At 66.1% G+C, this 15719-nt stretch carries 11 protein-coding genes; 5 read left to right on the forward strand and 6 right to left on the reverse strand.

The annotated features are described in order from the left end of the window. The first annotated feature begins 29 nt into the window (after positions 1–29). From proC to IEV87_RS01930, 4 genes are read left to right on the forward strand one after another with little or no spacing between them, the layout of a single operon-like run. Positions 30–845: a pyrroline-5-carboxylate reductase gene (gene proC / locus IEV87_RS01915; RefSeq protein WP_188475943.1), complete on the forward strand. Its 816-nt coding sequence runs from the start codon at positions 30–32 to the stop codon at positions 843–845. Beyond that, positions 835–1176, forward strand: a complete 342-nt coding sequence (locus tag IEV87_RS01920) for a tRNA-binding protein (RefSeq protein ID WP_188475944.1) — start codon at positions 835–837, stop codon at positions 1174–1176. The genes proC and IEV87_RS01920 overlap by 11 nt, the downstream gene beginning before the upstream one ends. Then, positions 1173–2126, forward strand: coding sequence for a 2-hydroxyacid dehydrogenase (locus tag IEV87_RS01925; protein ID WP_188475945.1), 954 nt, complete (start codon positions 1173–1175; stop codon positions 2124–2126). The genes IEV87_RS01920 and IEV87_RS01925 overlap by 4 nt, the downstream gene beginning before the upstream one ends. Further along, on the forward strand, positions 2123–2695 hold the full coding sequence (locus tag IEV87_RS01930) for a YdeI/OmpD-associated family protein (protein WP_188475946.1): 573 nt from the start codon (positions 2123–2125) through the stop codon (positions 2693–2695). Before IEV87_RS01925 ends, IEV87_RS01930 begins: the two co-directional genes overlap by 4 nt. Positions 2696–2698: 3 nt before the next feature. Here the strand turns inward: IEV87_RS01930 and IEV87_RS01935 are convergent, their stop codons facing one another. The 5 genes from IEV87_RS01935 to IEV87_RS01955 all read right to left on the reverse strand — a co-directional run bounded on the left by IEV87_RS01935 (position 2699) and on the right by IEV87_RS01955 (position 11384). Further along, positions 2699–3577, reverse strand: a complete 879-nt coding sequence (locus IEV87_RS01935; RefSeq protein ID WP_188475947.1) for a transglutaminase family protein — start codon at positions 3575–3577, stop codon at positions 2699–2701. Between the two features lie 4 nt (positions 3578–3581). Next, complete coding sequence (locus IEV87_RS01940) at positions 3582–5996, reverse strand: circularly permuted type 2 ATP-grasp protein (protein WP_188475948.1); 2415 nt, start codon at positions 5994–5996, stop codon at positions 3582–3584. Positions 5997–6016: 20 nt separating this feature from the next. After that, positions 6017–9442, reverse strand: a complete 3426-nt coding sequence (locus IEV87_RS01945; protein WP_188475949.1) for a transglutaminase family protein — start codon at positions 9440–9442, stop codon at positions 6017–6019. Between the two features lie 287 nt (positions 9443–9729). Next, on the reverse strand, positions 9730–10689 hold the full coding sequence (locus IEV87_RS01950) for a zinc-binding metallopeptidase family protein (protein WP_188475950.1): 960 nt from the start codon (positions 10687–10689) through the stop codon (positions 9730–9732). 110 nt (positions 10690–10799) lie between these two features. Beyond that, a complete protein-coding gene (locus IEV87_RS01955) occupies positions 10800–11384 on the reverse strand; it encodes a thymidine kinase (RefSeq protein ID WP_188475951.1) in 585 nt (194 codons plus the stop codon). Positions 11385–11515: 131 nt separating this feature from the next. Between IEV87_RS01955 and arsH the strand changes: the two genes are divergently transcribed. Further along, entirely contained in the window at positions 11516–12229 is a 714-nt protein-coding gene (arsH, locus tag IEV87_RS01960; RefSeq protein ID WP_188475952.1) for an arsenical resistance protein ArsH, read from the forward strand. An 11-nt stretch (positions 12230–12240) separates the two neighbouring features. On the opposite strand, the gene carB is transcribed toward arsH, so the two are convergent. Then, a complete protein-coding gene (gene carB, locus IEV87_RS01965; protein ID WP_188475953.1) occupies positions 12241–15567 on the reverse strand; it encodes a carbamoyl-phosphate synthase large subunit in 3327 nt (1108 codons plus the stop codon). Positions 15568–15719: the final 152 nt, after the last annotated feature.

Here is a 15719-nt window from a genome sequence, read left to right on the forward strand (position 1 = left end):
TGAATGCGCCCCTGACGAGGGAGCAAGAGATGAACGATGCAGTGGCCCGTCAGGGTCTGGTCCTGATGGGCTGCGGCAAGATGGGGGGCGCGATGCTCTCCGGCTGGCTGAAGGGCGGGTTGCCGCCCGCCAGTGTCTGGGTCAGGGACCCTCATCCTGCTGCGTGGCTCGGCGAAGCGGGTGTTCATATCAACGCCGATTTCCCCGACGCGCCCGCGGTCGCGCTGATCGCGGTCAAGCCGCAGATGATGGGCGCGGCGCTGCCGGATGTGGCGGCGCTTGGCGGGGGGAAGACGCTGGTGATTTCCGTCGCCGCCGGCACGCCGATCGCGAAGTTCGAGGAAGTGTTCGGCCCCGGTACCCCGGTTATCCGCGCCATGCCCAACACACCAGCGGCCATCGGGCGCGGCATCACCGCGATCATCGGCAACGCCACGGCGACCGACGCGCATCTGGCGCTGGCGGAAGAGCTTCTGTCGGCCATCGGGCAGGTCGTCCGGCTTGAGAACGAAGCGCAGATGGACGCGGTGACGGCAGTGTCGGGGTCCGGTCCGGCCTACGTCTTTCACCTGATCGAAACGCTTGCTGCGGCAGGTGTCGCTGAGGGGCTCTCGGCAGAGCTCGCCATGACACTCGCCAAGGCGACGGTCGGCGGGGCGGGGGACCTAGCGGAGCAGGCGTCTGAGGATCCGGGCCAGCTGCGCGTCAACGTGACCAGCCCGAACGGGACCACCCAAGCTGCACTAGAAGTGCTGATGGACGAGACGAATGGCTTTCCGGCCCTGCTGAAGCGCGCGGTCAAGGCCGCCGCCGACAGATCGAAGGAGCTGAGCCGTGACGGATGAGATCACCTTTGACGATTTCCTGAAGGTCGACATCCGCGCCGGCCGGGTGATCCGGGCCGAACCCTTCCCTGAGGCGCGAAAGCCCGCGATCAAGCTGTGGATCGATTTCGGGCCGGAGATCGGGGAAAAGAAGACCTCTGCCCAGATCACCGCGCATTACGACGCCGAGGGTCTTGTCGGTAAGACCGTCATGGCCGTGGTGAACTTTCCGCCGCGCCAGATCGGGCCCTTCATGTCCGAAGTGCTGACGCTTGGCGTCACGGACGATGCCGGAGGGGTCGTTCTGGTGTGCCCGGACAAGGATATTGCGCCGGGGGCGCGCCTGCATTGAAACGCATCCTTCTCAGCCGCCCCATGCCGCCGCAGACCGTCGCGGCCGCCGAAGACCTCTTCGAGGTCGAGGTGCGGGAGTCCAACAAGCCGATGTCCGCCGGAGAGGTGCGCGCCGCATTTGCCGTCTATGACGGGATGATGGTCACGCTCGGCGATGCGATCACCGCCGATATCCTTCAGGATTTCGGTCGTCCGCGCTGCCGCATGGTTGCGAACTTCGGGGTCGGGTACAATCACATCGACGTGGCGGCCTGCACCGATCACGGGGTGATCGTGTCGAACACGCCCGGTGCGGTGACCGATGCGACCGCCGACATTGCCCTGACCCTGATGCTGATGACCGCCCGGCGGGCCGGGGAGGGTGAGCGGATGGTTCGTTCTGGCAAGTGGGAGGGGTGGCACCCGACGCAACTCCTTGGTCTGCATCTGACCGGCAAGACGGTTGGCGTGGTCGGAATGGGCCGCATCGGACAGGCGATCGCGCGGCGCTGCCACTTCGGATTCGGAATGAGTGTTTTGTATGCTAACCGCTCTGAAAAGGCGGTGGATTTCCCCGCTGTCCAGAAGCCCCTGGCGGAGGTCGCGGCTGCGGCGGACATTCTGGTCGTGGCTGCGCCCGGCGGTGCGGAGACGGAGCATCTGATCGACGCGGCGGTGCTGGACGCGATGCCGAAAACGGCGATCCTGGTGAATATCGCGCGCGGGAACATCGTGGATGAGAAGGCGCTGGTGGCCGCGCTTGAGGCGGGCTCCATCGCCGGGGCCGGGCTGGACGTCTATGAACATGAGCCGAAGGTGACGCCCGCGCTGCTGAAGATGGATCAGGTCTGCCTGCTGCCGCATCTCGGCACCGCCTCCATGGAAGTGCGGGAGGAAATGGGGCTGATGGCGGTTGCCAACCTGCGTGCCTATTTCGACGGGGACGAGGTGCCGAACCGGGTGGCATGACCGCGATGCACGCATATTTCGACGCGGGCAGCCCGTGGCAGGCAGAGGCAATGGCGCTGCGTGAGATCCTCCTCGACTGCGGGTTGGAGGAGACGGAGAAGTGGCGAAAGCCGTGTTATGTCGGCGCGGGCGGGAATATCTGTATTCTGCAGAAGTTCAATGATTTCATTGCCCTGATGTTCTTTCGCGGGGCGTTGCTGGATGACCGCGAGGGGCTGCTCAGGGCGCAGGGCGAAAACTCCCGCTCTGCCAAGCGGCTGGAATTCACCGATGCGGGGCAGGTGGCCGGGGCGGCAGTGGCGATCCGCGGACTGGTGGCCTCGGCCCTCGACGCCGGGCGTAAGGGGCTCAGGCCGGAACCGGCGGGCGAAGAGGATCTGCCCGAGGAACTGGCGGATGCGTTGGACGCCGACCCGGCACTGGCGGAGGCCTTTCAGGCGCTGACGCCGGGGCGGCGGCGGGGATATGTGCTGACGATCCGGGAAGCGAAGCAGGCGGCGACGCGACGCGTGCGGATCGCAAAGCACCGTGATCGTATCCTCGCGGGCAAGGGCCTGCACGATCGCTAAGACTTAGCCGACGACGGCGACATCCACGCTCTGTTCGCTTTTCTGGCTGCCCCAGCCCCGTGTCGTGCCACGCACGGGGGCGATGTCATCGTAATCCCGCCCATAGCCGATGGTGATGTAATCCGCGCCCGCGAACTGGTTGTTCGTCGGGTCGAATTCGATCCAGCCGGTTTCCGGTCCAACCCAGGCGCGGACCCAGGCGTGCATGGCATCGACGCCGACAAGCCGCTCCTTGCCCGGTGGAGGATATGTCCGCAGGAAGCCCGAGACATATCCCGCCGGAATGCCGATCCCGCGCAGGCAAGCGATCATGATATGGGAATAGTCCTGGCAAACCCCGGCGCGGGCGGCAAAGGCCTCTGCCGCTTCGGTGTCGACGTCGGTGGCCTCCGCCGAATAGGTCATCTCCGCGTGCAACGCCGATCCGACAGCCTGAACGGCGTCCAGCGCGCTGAAGCCATCGCGCAGCTGGTCGCGGGCGAAGGCGGACATCTCGGCATGCAGCGGCGCACGGCGGGTCGGGGCGGTGAAATGCAGCGGAGAGCCGGGATGCGCGCCGCGCTGTGCCGCCAGGGCCTGCGCCATGCGCTCCAGCGGCGTGGCGAAGGACAGGAGAGACGACTGGGGGAAGCGTTCGGCCTGAAAGTTGAGGGCGATCTTCACTTCCTCGATCGGCATATGCCAGACGGCGGAAGTCACCCAGTTGCCAAAGAAATCCGTGAAATGCGCCTGTTCCGAGGGCTGCGGCGTCAGGGCCAGGGTCCAGTCGTGGATCGTCTGCACGCCGGGGATGTCGCCGGGCAGCAGACGCAGCAGGTTGCGCGTGTTGTCCGTCGGCTGGGAATATTCGTAGTCGATCTTCAGGGTAACGTCGTAGCGCATGAGTCTATCGCAGATGCGCCTCTGCAAGGCGGTCGGACATGCGCGCAAGGGCGCGGCGCAGCTGGCGCAGGGCCTTCGTGGTGGTTTCGGCGGGCAGGCCGACCTCAAGTCCGGTGCGCACAGGCAGCAGTTCACGTACCAGGGCCGTGGGCCGGGCGGAACGGTCTGCACCCGGCAGGCCCTCCGCCAGGTGTTGCATCTCGCGCAGTTGGAACAGCAGCGACCGGGGGTTGCCCGCGTCATGGGCCAGAAGGTCGATCACCGTGTCGTGCGTCGGTTCCAGTGCGTAGCGGCGGCGGTGCGACATGGTGCCGTCGGCGACCTCCAGCGCGGTGTCGAGCGCGCCATCGGGTGCCTCCGGATCGGCGAAGGTTTCAAGTATCGCGGCCAGCGTGTCGGCCCGTTCCAGCGCGCGTCCGATGGAAAGGAACCGCCAGCCGTAGAAGCGGTACATGTTCTCCGTAATGATCCCGGCAAAGCCGGCGGTCTTGCGCAGCAGCACGCTCATCGCGCGGGCGGCATCGTCACCGGCTTCGGCGGTTTCGGTCATCTGGCGCACGGTCTTGAGCAGGTCGGTCAGCGCAAACCACCCGTCGACAGAGAACCGGTCGCGCACCTTGGCGGCGCACATGTGGGCGGCTTCTAGTCGCTGGACAAGGCCGCGCGGGATCGGTTCGTCGACCGCGATGTCCATCGGTTCCAGGTACTCGGCGATCTGCGTCAGCACCGCATCGTCCGGCGTATCGGTGGTGGCAAGGCGCAGGTGGTAGGCGCGCAGCAGGCGGGCGGCGTCCTCGAACCTCACGATGTAACGGCCAAGCCAGAACAGGTTGTCTGCGGCCCGGGCAGGCAGGGCGCCGGATTCGGTCCGCACGCTGCGGCGGCCGGTGCCATCGGGGGCCGTCGCCTGCGGGGCGGTCGGTTCGGGAACCTTGCGGTCCGCGATCACCAGCACATCGGCGACGCTGCCGCCGCGCTGCATCGCCAGGGCTGTTGCGTCACCTTCGGGACCGATCCGCGCATATCCGCCCTGCATGAAGCTCCACCCGGTTTCGGTGCGCGCGGCAAAAACGCGGATGGTCATCGGGCAGGGGGCGAGCCGCGGGCCCTTGTCCGTCTCGACCCAGGCGGGGGTGGTCGACAGGGACACGGCCTCCTGCCCGACAAGGTCGGGGGCGCGGTGATCCAGCAGGTCGACAAGTTCGGGTTCGGCCCCGCGCACGGTTTCGGAGTTGTTGTCGAAGGGCAGATCGACCGACAGGGCCGGAGCGATCAGCATGCGTTGCAGATTGTCGCGGACGTAGACGCGATTTGCATCGTCACCGCACCACCAGGTCGCGATGTTCGGCAGGGCCAGCGGCGCACCGGACAGGAGTTCGCTGATGCGCGGCATAAAGGCCATCATCGCGCGGGTTTCCAGCACGCCCGAACCAAGAGCGTTCACCATGGCCAGGTTGCCGGAGCGCACGGCGTCCATCAGTCCCGGCACGCCGATGCGCGAATCCGGGCTGAATTCCAGCGGGTCGGAGAAATTCGCGTCGATGCGCCGCCAGAGCAGGCCAAGCGGCACCGGCCCCTCGATCGTGCGCACCATCGCCTGGCCGTCGCGGACGGTGATGTCCTCTCCTTCCAGCAGCAGCAGGCCGAGGTATCGGGCAATATAAAGGTGTTCGAAGAAGGCGTCGTTGGCGCGGCCAGGAGTGAGCAGGCCGAACTGATGCGGTTCGCTCCGGTTGTCGGTGGCCAGGCGGTGCAGGGTGGCGCGGAAGGCTTCGAAGAAGCCGGCGACGCGCAGGGTATGGGCGCGGGGATAATCCTCGGGGAAGACGCGACGCATGGCCATGCGGTTTTCCAGCGCGAAGCCCGCGCCCGACGGGGCCTGCGTCCGGTCGCCCAGCACCAGCCACGACCCGTCCGGAGATCGGCCAAGTTCGAAGGCCAGGAAATGCAGGTAGTGCCCGCCGCGCGGCACGACCCCGACCATGGGGCGTTTCCAGTGCGGGTTTTCGGTGATCAGCTGGGTCGGGATATGTCCGTCCGACAGCAGCCGCGCCGGCCCGTAGAGGTCCGCCATCACCGATTCCAGAAGGTCGGCACGCTGGCTCAGCCCGGCGCAGATGCCGGACCATTCGGTTTCATGCAGCAGGACGGGGATGTCCGACAGGGGCCATTCGCGTTCCTCCAGCGGATCCTGCGAATACTGGCGGAAATAGACCCCGGCATCGCGCAGGTACTGGCGGCCGCGTTCGAACTTTGCCCGCAGCTCGGTTTCGGACAGGTTGGTGAGCATGTCTATGAAGGGTCGCCAGACCGGGCGCATGCAGCCGTCGCGGTCGAACAGTTCGTCCGCCACGCCACTGGCTGGCGCGTAATCCCCGAGAAGGGGGCTCATCGCGCCGGATCTGGTCCGCTTGTCCATGGACTCTCCCGGAAGAAAGTCTAACCCAAACCGGGCGGGCGACGAAGGTCAAGCGTCATCGGGAATTCCGGGTGTGGCGTTTCGGGCAGCGGGCGGTAACTGGCGGTGGTGTGACCGTTCGGCTCGAACCGGGCCAGACGTCGCGCCTCTGCCTCGTAGCCGTTGACCGGGAAGGTGTCGTAGTTGCGGCCCCCCGGATGGGCCACGTGATAGGTGCAGCCCGCCAGCGCGCGTCCGGTCCAGTCGTCGTAGATGTCGAAGGTGAGCGGGGCATTGACCGGCAGGGTCGGATGCAGCGCTTCTGCCGGTTGCCACGCCTTGAAGCGGACGCCCGCGACGGCCACGCCAGAGGTGAGGGTGCGCGCCAGCGGAACGGGACGCTGGTTGCACATGACCCTGTAGCGATCCTGATGCAACGTGGTGAGCTTTATCTGCAACCGCTCGACCGAGCTGTCGGTGTAGCGCACGGTGCCGCCGATCGCACCCATTTCCCCCAGCACATGCCAGGGCTCCAGCGCCTGCCGGACCTCCAGGTGCACGCCCTCGGCCTCGATCTGACCGCAGAAAGGGAAGCGGAATTCCGACTGTGCCTCGAACCAGACCGGGTCGAGGTCATAGCCGTGGTCGCGCAGGTCGTTCAGAAGGCTCAGGAAATCTTCCCAGAGGTAATGCGGCAGCATGAAGCGGTCATGCAGCACGGTGCCCCATCTGACCGGGCGACCAACCACCGGGCTTTCCCAGCATCGCGCGATGATCGCGCGCAGCAGGACCTGCTGGGCCAGCGACATGCGGGGGTCGGGAGGCATCTCGAATCCGCGGAATTCGACCAGGCCAAGGCGACCGGTCGGACCGTCGGGAGAGAACAGCTTGTCGATGCAGATCTCCGCCCGGTGCGTGTTGCCGGTGACGTCCGTCAGCATGTTGCGCAGCAGGCGGTCGACCAGCCAGGGCGGCGGCACATTGCCCGCTTCCGGCGCGTTGATCTGGGAGAGCGCGATTTCCAGTTCGTAGAGCGTGTCGTGCCGCGCCTCGTCGATCCGTGGGGCCTGTGAGGTCGGGCCGATGAAGAGTCCGGAGAAGAGGTAAGACAAGGACGGATGCCGCTGCCAGATCAGGATCAGCGACTTCAGCAGGTCGGGGCGGCGCAGGAAGGGCGAGTCGCTGGTGGTCGCCCCGCCAAAGACAATATGGTTGCCGCCGCCGGTGCCGGTGTGCCGCCCGTCGATCATGAACTTGTCCGCGCCAAGCCGCGACTGGCGGGCCTCCTCGTAGATCGCTTCGGTCGTGGCGACACAGTCTTCCCAGGTGTGGGCGGGGTGGATATTGACCTCGATCACACCCGGATCGGGGGCGACGCGGATATTGTTGAGACGCGGATCGTTCGGGGGGGAATAGCCTTCGATATGGATGGGCAGGCCCAGGTCGGCGGCGGTTTCCTCGGCGGCGGCGATGAGTTCGAGGTAATCCTCCAGCCGGTCGCAGGGCGGCATGAACAGACACAGCCGTCCGTCACGCGGTTCGATGGCGATGGCGGTACGGACAGCGCCGGTGGACGGGTCCGACAGCATCTCCTGTTCGATGATCGCCTGCCGTTCCGTATCGGTCTCTAAGGGTACCGCACGCGAGGGCTGGGTGCGTTCGGCGTTTTCCTGCGGCAGCAGGCGGGCGCGTTCGTCGTCCTCCTTGTCGAGCGCGGCGATCTCTTCGGCCACGGCCTTGCGGCGCGCGGCGATTTCGGCGTGGAAATCGGGCAGGGGGGATTTCGCCTCGGACGTGTCGGCGGGGTAGGAGTAGGGGTAGTAGGCCGGCGGGATATGCGGCAGCGCGCCAAGCGGCAGGCGGAAGCCGACGGGGCTGTCACCGGGCACGAGGAACAGCTTGCCGCGCCGGGGCTTCCACAGTTCCGACTGCCATTTCGACGCCTTGCCCTGCCAGCGCTGGATCGGCAGAACATAGCCCGCCGCCTCTGTCAGGGTGCGGTTGAAGACGCGGGCGTAGCGCGCGCGGTCCTCGGGGTTCTTGAGCTTGGAGTTCTCGGGCGTCACGTTGGCGGGAAGGTTGGCTTCCTTCAGGATCCATTCCGCCGGATCCTCGTAGGCGGGTTGGGCGTACTGGGCATCGAGGCCAAGCGCCTCTGCGAACCGTCCCATGAACTGCCCGGCCTGTTCGGCTGTGGCCTTGGTGTCATCCTTTTCCTTCGCGATCAGATCGGTGTTCTTCCAGACCGGCTGGCCGTCGTTGCGCCAGTAGAGCGAGAAGGTCCAGCGCGGGAGGCTTTCGCCCGGATACCACTTGCCTTGCCCGTAATGCAGGAAACCGCCGGGTGCGAAGCGGTCCTTGAGCTTCCGGATCAGCGTATCGGCCAGCCCGCGTTTCTGCGGGCCGACGGCATCGGTGTTCCATTCGGAGGATTCGAAATCGTCGATGGACACGAAGGTCGGCTCTCCGCCCATGGTCAGGCGCACGTCGCCCTTTTCCAGCCGCTCGTCCACATGCCGGCCGAGGGTGTTAAGCCGGTCCCACGCCTCGTCCGAGAAGGGCTTGGTGATGCGGGGGTGTTCGGCGACCCGCTTGACCTGCATGTCGAAATTGAAGGTCGTTTCAGGCTGGCCCGCCGCCGTGAACCCGCCCGAGATCGGGGCGGCGTTGCGGTAATGCGGCGTGGCGGCGAGGGGGATGTGGGATTCGCCGGTCATCAGGCCGGAGGTCGGGTCGAAGCCGATCCAGCCCGCGCCGGGCAGATAAACCTCGCACCAGGCGTGCAGGTCGGTGAAGTCGTGATCGGTGCCGGAGGGGCCGTCCAGCGCCTCAAGATCCGGCTTCAGCTGGATCAGGTAGCCGGAGACGAAGCGCGCGGCGATGCCGAGATTGCGCAGCACCTGCACCAGCAGCCACGAGGAATCCCGGCAGGAGCCGGAGCCGATGGTCAGCGTTTCCTCGGGCGAATAGACGCCGGGTTCCATCCGGATGGTGTATTCCACCGCCTCAGACACCCGGCGGTTCAGATCGACGAGGAAATCCACCGTGCGCGCCCTGGACCGGTCGATGCCGTCCATGAAAGCCTTGAGCCTGGGCGTCATCGGTTCGGGCTTGCGGTAGATCGACAGGTCCTCGGTCAGGTCCTCGGGGTAGTCGAAGGGCCATTCCTCTGCCGTATCGTCGACGAAGAAGTCGAACGGGTTGTAGACCGTCATGTCGGCGACGAGATCGACCTCGATCCTGAACTCGCGCACAGGCTCGGGGAAGACGAAACGTGACAGCCAGTTGCCGTAGGGGTCCTGCTGGTGGTTCACGAAATGGCCGCCTGGGCTGACCTTGAGCGAGTGGGAAATCACGCGGGTGCGCGAATGCGGCGCGGGGCGCAGGCGGATGATCTGCGGGCTGAGCATGACCGGGCGGTCATACTTGTAGTGGGTCAGGTGGTAGATGCTTGCGTAGATCGCCATGAGGTCTTCCGTCTTGCCGCGCCGGAGTGGTCCCGGCAGGGCGGAGTCTGCGGGAGGATCGGGCGGGATGGTATGGATGCCGCTGCACCGACGATACAAGTGACGGAGATCTTTGCAACCGTGCCGGATTTTTCGGCAGAGGCGTTTGGTGACGTTGGGCCGCCCTCGGGACGGCCCCGAGGATCTGCTGACCGGAGATCCTCGGGTCCGGCCCGAAGATGTCGGCTGTCTTTCGGCTGGTGTCCGGCCCGCCGTCCGGACGGGCGCTGCCCCGAACCTCGCGCCGACTACGCGTTCAGCCGCAGATGCCGGTGCACGAAGGCGAACTTGCCGCGCACCCCGTCGGGCAGAACGAACGGGTAGACGTCCGGCAGGTCGAGCGCCCGGTTCACGTGGTTAACGGCAATGGAGATGTCCACCGCGCGGGTCACCACCTGTTCGGTTTCGGAATCGGCATAGGCATCGTACCGCGGACCCGGCCCGCCGGCGAGGGTCAGTCCCGAGGCCGCCGCGCTGTCCGCCAGATCGACGAGGTGCAGCAGATGCGCGACCGTCTCGGCCCAGTCCTCATGCGGGTGCGAGGTGGCGTAGCTGGTGATGTGGTCGTGATCGGCGGGCTTCGGATTTGCGTAATGGGCCTTCAGCGCCTCGCCGTAATCGGCGCTTTCGTCACCGAACAGCGCGCGGAACCCGGACACGAAACCGGGGTCGGCGGCGAGGCGCAGGAACAGGAAATGCGCGATTTCGTGGCGGATATGGCCGGTCATCGTGCGGTAGAGTTCGCCCAGTTCCTCCTGCCGCTTGACCAGAACGGGATCGGAAGATTCGCTGACGTTGATCGTGATCGTGCCGTCGGCGTGGCCCATGGTGATGTTTTCGTCGCCGGTCAGGGTCTTTTCCGACAGCATCCGGAAGACCGGCCGGTCGCCCACGTCGGCATCGGTGAACCAGCCCCATCTGCCGAGACTTGCAATGACCCAACGTTTCGCGAATTCGGCGTGGGACCAGAGCGGAAGGTTGTCGGGTTCACGCAGATCCGGCACGGTTTCGGTCATCTGGCAGGACCGGCACAAACCGTCCGGCCCGGCCAGCCAGTTGCAGCCGATGTCGTCGCGGTTCTGGCAGAAGGGCCCCCCGGTTGTCATCGTCTGGCTTGCCGGGTCGAAGGCGACGGCGGCCCCACAGCCGCAGGCGAGATTGTGGAAATAGACAGGGGCAGAGCAGGCGGGGCAGGTGAAAATCTGCATGGGGCGGGTCCTCGGATGGTCGGGATCAGGGAAACACGCGGGATGCCTTCGGGTTCCCATCCGGCAGTCGGCTTGTCAATTGCCCTGAGGTCAGGTGGTGGCGGGGAGGCTCAGGCCGGGTTGTCGCCCATCTCCTCCCGCCAGTGGCGGCGGCACAGCGAGACGTAGGTTTCGTTGCCGCCAACCTGCACCTGCGCGCCTTGGCGAAGCGCACGCCCGTCGGGGCCACGCCTCACGACCATGGTCGCCTTGCGCCCGCAATGGCAAATCGTGCGCACCTCGCGCATCTCGTCCGCGAGGGCGAGAAGGGCGGCGGAGCCTTCGAAGAGCTCTCCCAGGAAGTCGACCCGCAGGCCGTAGCACATCACGGGCACGCCAAGGTCGTCGACCGCGCGGGCCAGCTGCCAGACCTGGTCGCGGGTGAGAAACTGCGCCTCGTCCACGAAGACGCAGGCGCAGGGCGTGGCGAGGCGTGCGGCGATCCTGGCGTGCAGGTCGTCCTTGGCAGTGAAAGTGTCCGCGGGCGCACCGATGCCGATCCGGCTGGCGATGCGGCCCTCTCCGGCGCGGGTGTCGAGCCGGGCGGTCAGGAGGTAGGTCTGCATGCCGCGTTCGATGTAGTTGTGCGACGCCTGCAGCAGCACCGTCGACTTGCCCGCGTTCATCGTGGAGTAGTGGAAATAGAGCTTGGCCATGGGTCCAGATAGGCGGGCGGCGCGGGGCCTGTCCAGTGCGAAGGGTTTTTGCCGGTCCGGGGTGTCATTGGCGGGTCTGGCGGACTACATCGGGCGGAACACGGAGACCCGCACGAGCTTCAGGAGAGCCCATGTCCGACGACCTGCCCGCACTGTCCACCGCAGATCTGCCCGACATCGACGTGGACCTGCTTGCGGCCGCGGATGACGACCGGCATCCGCCGCGGATCCTCCTGCTCTACGGTGCGCTGCGCCCGCAGAGCTATTCTCGCAAGACGGTGCTCGAGGCGGAGCGGATCCTGCAGCGGCTTGGCTGCGACACGCGGGTGTTCGATCCGTCCGACCTGCCGCTCTACGATCCCGCAAACGCGAGCCATCCCAAGGTGGCGGAACTGCGTGAACTTGCGGTCTGGTCCGAGGGGATGGTCTGGTCGTCGCCGGAACAGCACGGGACGATGACGGGGCTGATGAAGATGCAGATCGACTGGCTGCCGCTGAATATGGGCGGGGTGCGGCCGACGCAGGGCAAGACGCTGGCGCTGATGCAGGTGTCGGGCGGGTCGCAGTCGTTCAACGCGGTGAACCAGATGCGGATCCTCGGGCGGTGGATGCGCATGGTGACGATCCCGAACCAGTCCTCCATCCCGCGAGCCTTCCTCGAGTATGAAGAGGGGGAGCGGCTGCCGGAAGGTCCGTTCTACCGCCGTGTGGTCGACGTGATGGAGGAACTGGTGAAATTCACCTGGCTGGTCCGGGGCCGGGCCGGGTACCTTGTGGACCGCTATTCGGAGCGCGTGGAGTCGGCGGAGACGCTGTCCAAGCGGGTGAACACGAAGGGGATGTGACGGGCCGGTCGCTATTGCAGCGACCGCACCCCGAGTTCGCTTTCGCCCCGGTTCTTCATGGCCAGCGCAACCGCATGGCTGGCGGCGGCCGTGGTGTAGTACGGGATCTTGTCATACAGCGCGACGGTGCGCATGGACCGGCTGTCCTCCACCGCCTGCGCGCCCTCGGTGGTGTTGAGCACAAGGGAAATCCCGCCGTTCTTCATGCGGTCGACGATGTTGGGACGCCCCTCGTAGACTTTGTTCACGACCTCGCAGGTCAGCCCGTTTTCCTTCAGGAAGGCTGCCGTTCCGCGCGTCGCGACGATGGAGAAACCAAGCGCCACGAGGGTGCGGGCGGTTTCCACGAGCTCAGGCGTCTTGTCGGAATCCTTGATCGACAGGAAGACCGCGCCTTCGGTCGGCAGGGTCACGCCCGCACCCATCTGGGCCTTGAGGAACGCGCGCGGGAAAGACCGGTCCCAGCCCATGACCTCGCCGGTCGACCGCATCTCGGGTCCGAGGAGCGTATCGACGCCGGGGAAGCGGGCGAAGGGCATGACCGCCTCTTTCACCGAGAACCACGGCATGTCCGGATCGGCCAGCGACATCTGGTCCGCCATGGGCAGCGGATCGTCGGGGCTGGTCCCCTTGGGGTAGGGCGGGCGCATCGGGAAGGCCGACAGCTTTTCCCCGGCCATGATCCGCGCGGCAATGGAGGCGATGGCCGAATCCGTCGCCTTGGCCACGAAGGGCACAGTGCGCGAGGCACGGGGATTGACCTCGATCAGGTAGACCTCGTTGTCCTTGACCGCGAACTGCACGTTCATCAGGCCGACGACCCCAAGGGCGCGGGCGAGGGCTTCGGTCTGGCGGGTGATCTCGGCGATGATCGGCTTGGGCAGAGAATGCGGCGGCAGGCAGCAGGCACTGTCGCCGGAATGCACGCCGGCCTCCTCGATATGCTGCATGATGCCCGCGACATGCACCGCCTCGCCGTCGCAGAGCGCGTCGACGTCGACCTCAGTCGCGTTGGAGAGATAGCTGTCGAGCAGGACGGGGCTGTCGCCGGACACCACCACAGCGTCGCGGATGTAGCGTTTCAACCCGTCCATGTCGCGCACGATCTCCATCGCGCGTCCGCCCAGCACGTAGGAGGGGCGGATGACCAGCGGGAAGCCGATACCCTTCGCGATTTCAAGCGCTTCGGCGTCGGAATGGGCGATGCCGTTGTTCGGTTGTTTCAGGCCAAGCCGGTTGACGAGGTCCTGGAACCGCTCCCGGTCCTCGGCCAGGTCGATGGCGTCGGGCGTGGTGCCGAGGATCGGGATCCCGGCTTCCTCCAGCGCGTTGGCCAGCTTCAGCGGAGTCTGCCCGCCGAACTGGACGATGACGCCGTGCAGGGTGCCGTTGGACTGTTCAACGCGCAGGATTTCCATCACGTGTTCAAACGTCAGCGGTTCGAAATACAGCCGGTCCGAGGTGTCGTAGTCCGTGCTCACCGTCTCCGGGTTGCAGTTGACCATGATGGTTTCGTAACCCGCGTCGGTCAGGGCGAAGCAGGCGTGGCAGCAGCAGTAGTCGAACTCGATCCCCTGACCGATCCGGTTCGGCCCGCCGCCGAGGATGACAATCTTCTTGCGATCGGAGGGGCGGGATTCGTCCTCCACCTCGCCCATCATCGGTTCTTCGTAGGTGGAATACATGTAGGGCGTCTGCGCCTCGAACTCCGCCGCGCAGGTGTCGATGCGCTTGAACACCGCGGTGATGCCCAGGTTGTGGCGGGCGCGGCGGATCTGGTCCTCGTCGCGGGCGGAGAGGGTCGCGAGGCGGGCATCGGTAAAGCCCAGCATCTTGAACCGGCGCAGGCCTTCTTCGGTCACGGGCAGGCCGTTCACCTTGATCTCGGCCTCCGCGCGCACGATCTCGCGGATCCGGGCGAGGAACCAGGGATCGAACGAGGTCACGGCCTGGATTTCGTCATCCGACAGCCCGTGACGCATGGCCTGGGCGATCACGCGGATGCGGTCGGGGGTCTGTTCGGACAACGCCTTGACGATGGCCGCCTTGTCCGGCGCGCCTTCGATCTCGATGTCGTCCAGCCCGGTCAGACCGGTTTCCATGGAGGCCAGCGCCTTCTGCAGCGATTCATGGAAGGACCGGCCAATGGCCATGACCTCGCCAACCGACTTCATGGCGGTGGTGAGGTGGGGTTTGGAGCCGGGGAACTTCTCGAAGGCGAAGCGGGGGATCTTGGTGACCACGTAGTCGATGGTCGGCTCAAAGCTCGCCGGGGTCACGCGGGTGATGTCGTTGTCGAGCTCGTCCAGCGTGTAGCCGACCGCGAGTTTCGCGGCGATCTTGGCAATCGGGAAGCCGGTCGCCTTCGACGCCAGCGCCGACGATCGCGACACCCGCGGGTTCATCTCGATCACCACCATGCGCCCGTCGGCGGGGTTCACCGCCCACTGCACGTTGGAGCCGCCGGTTTCCACCCCGATCTCGCGCAGGACGGCGATAGAGGCCGCGCGCATCGCCTGGTATTCCTTGTCGGTCAGGGTCAGGGCAGGGGCCACGGTGATGGAGTCGCCGGTGTGCACGCCCATGGGGTCCACGTTCTCGATGGAACAGACGATGATGGCGTTGTCGGCCTTGTCGCGCACGACCTCCATCTCGAATTCCTTCCAGCCAAGGAGGGATTCGTCGACGAGGATCTGCCCGGCCGGAGAAGCCTCCAGCCCCGAACGGCAGTAGTATTCGTAGTCGTCCCGGTTGTAGGCCACCCCGCCGCCGGTTCCGCCGAGCGTGAAGGCGGGGCGGATGATGGCGGGCAGGCCGACGTATTCGATGGCCTCCATCGCCTTGGCGAGCCCGGTGCCGATGTCGTACTTGCCGTTGACCTTGGGGGCGGAAACGATGGTCGCCTTGGGGTTTTCCAGGCCGATCCGGTCCATCGCCTCACGGAACAGCTTGCGGTCCTCAGCCATTTCGATGGCCTGGCGGTTGGCGCCGATCAGCTCGACCCCGAACTGTTCCAGCACGCCCATGTCGGCAAGCGACAGCGCGGTGTTCAGGCCGGTCTGTCCGCCCATGGTCGGCAGGAGCGCGTCGGGCCGCTCTTTCTCGATGATCTTGGCGACGATCTCGGGGGTGATCGGTTCGATGTAGGTGGCGTCGGCGAGGCCCGGATCGGTCATGATCGTCGCGGGGTTGGAGTTCACCAGGATGACCCTGTAACCTTCCTCGCGCAGGGCCTTGCAGGCCTGGGCGCCAGAGTAGTCGAATTCGCAGGCCTGGCCGATGATGATGGGGCCTGCACCGATGATCATGATCGACTGGATGTCGGTTCTTTTCGGCATGGTCGTCCCCCGGCAGCGCAAATTGATGCGCGTTATAGCCACGCGAAGCCCCGGCGCAAGGCCTTGGGGCGCGGTTTCTGCGCCTTTCCGCGGCAACACCCTGCCGCGATACCGAATCGGTGCCTTGTATCTCCGGTCCGGGTGATTAGAAT

It is taken from the genome of Primorskyibacter flagellatus, assembly GCF_014638275.1.
Lineage (GTDB): Bacteria > Pseudomonadota > Alphaproteobacteria > Rhodobacterales > Rhodobacteraceae > Pseudooceanicola > Pseudooceanicola flagellatus_A.

Excerpts from the sequence above, each read along its gene's own strand:
- proC (WP_188475943.1), top strand. The coding sequence starts at position 30 with ATGAACGATGCAGTGGCCCGTCAGGGTCTGGTCCTGATGGGCTGCGGC.
- IEV87_RS01930 (WP_188475946.1), top strand. The coding sequence starts at position 2,123 with ATGACCGCGATGCACGCATATTTCGACGCGGGCAGCCCGTGGCAGGCA.
- IEV87_RS01935 (WP_188475947.1), bottom strand. The coding sequence starts at position 3,577 with ATGCGCTACGACGTTACCCTGAAGATCGACTACGAATATTCCCAGCCG.
- IEV87_RS01940 (WP_188475948.1), bottom strand. The coding sequence starts at position 5,996 with ATGGACAAGCGGACCAGATCCGGCGCGATGAGCCCCCTTCTCGGGGAT.
- IEV87_RS01945 (WP_188475949.1), bottom strand. The coding sequence starts at position 9,442 with ATGGCGATCTACGCAAGCATCTACCACCTGACCCACTACAAGTATGAC.
- IEV87_RS01950 (WP_188475950.1), bottom strand. The coding sequence starts at position 10,689 with ATGCAGATTTTCACCTGCCCCGCCTGCTCTGCCCCTGTCTATTTCCAC.
- IEV87_RS01955 (WP_188475951.1), bottom strand. The coding sequence starts at position 11,384 with ATGGCCAAGCTCTATTTCCACTACTCCACGATGAACGCGGGCAAGTCG.
- arsH (WP_188475952.1), top strand. The coding sequence starts at position 11,516 with ATGTCCGACGACCTGCCCGCACTGTCCACCGCAGATCTGCCCGACATC.
- carB (WP_188475953.1), bottom strand. The coding sequence starts at position 15,567 with ATGCCGAAAAGAACCGACATCCAGTCGATCATGATCATCGGTGCAGGC.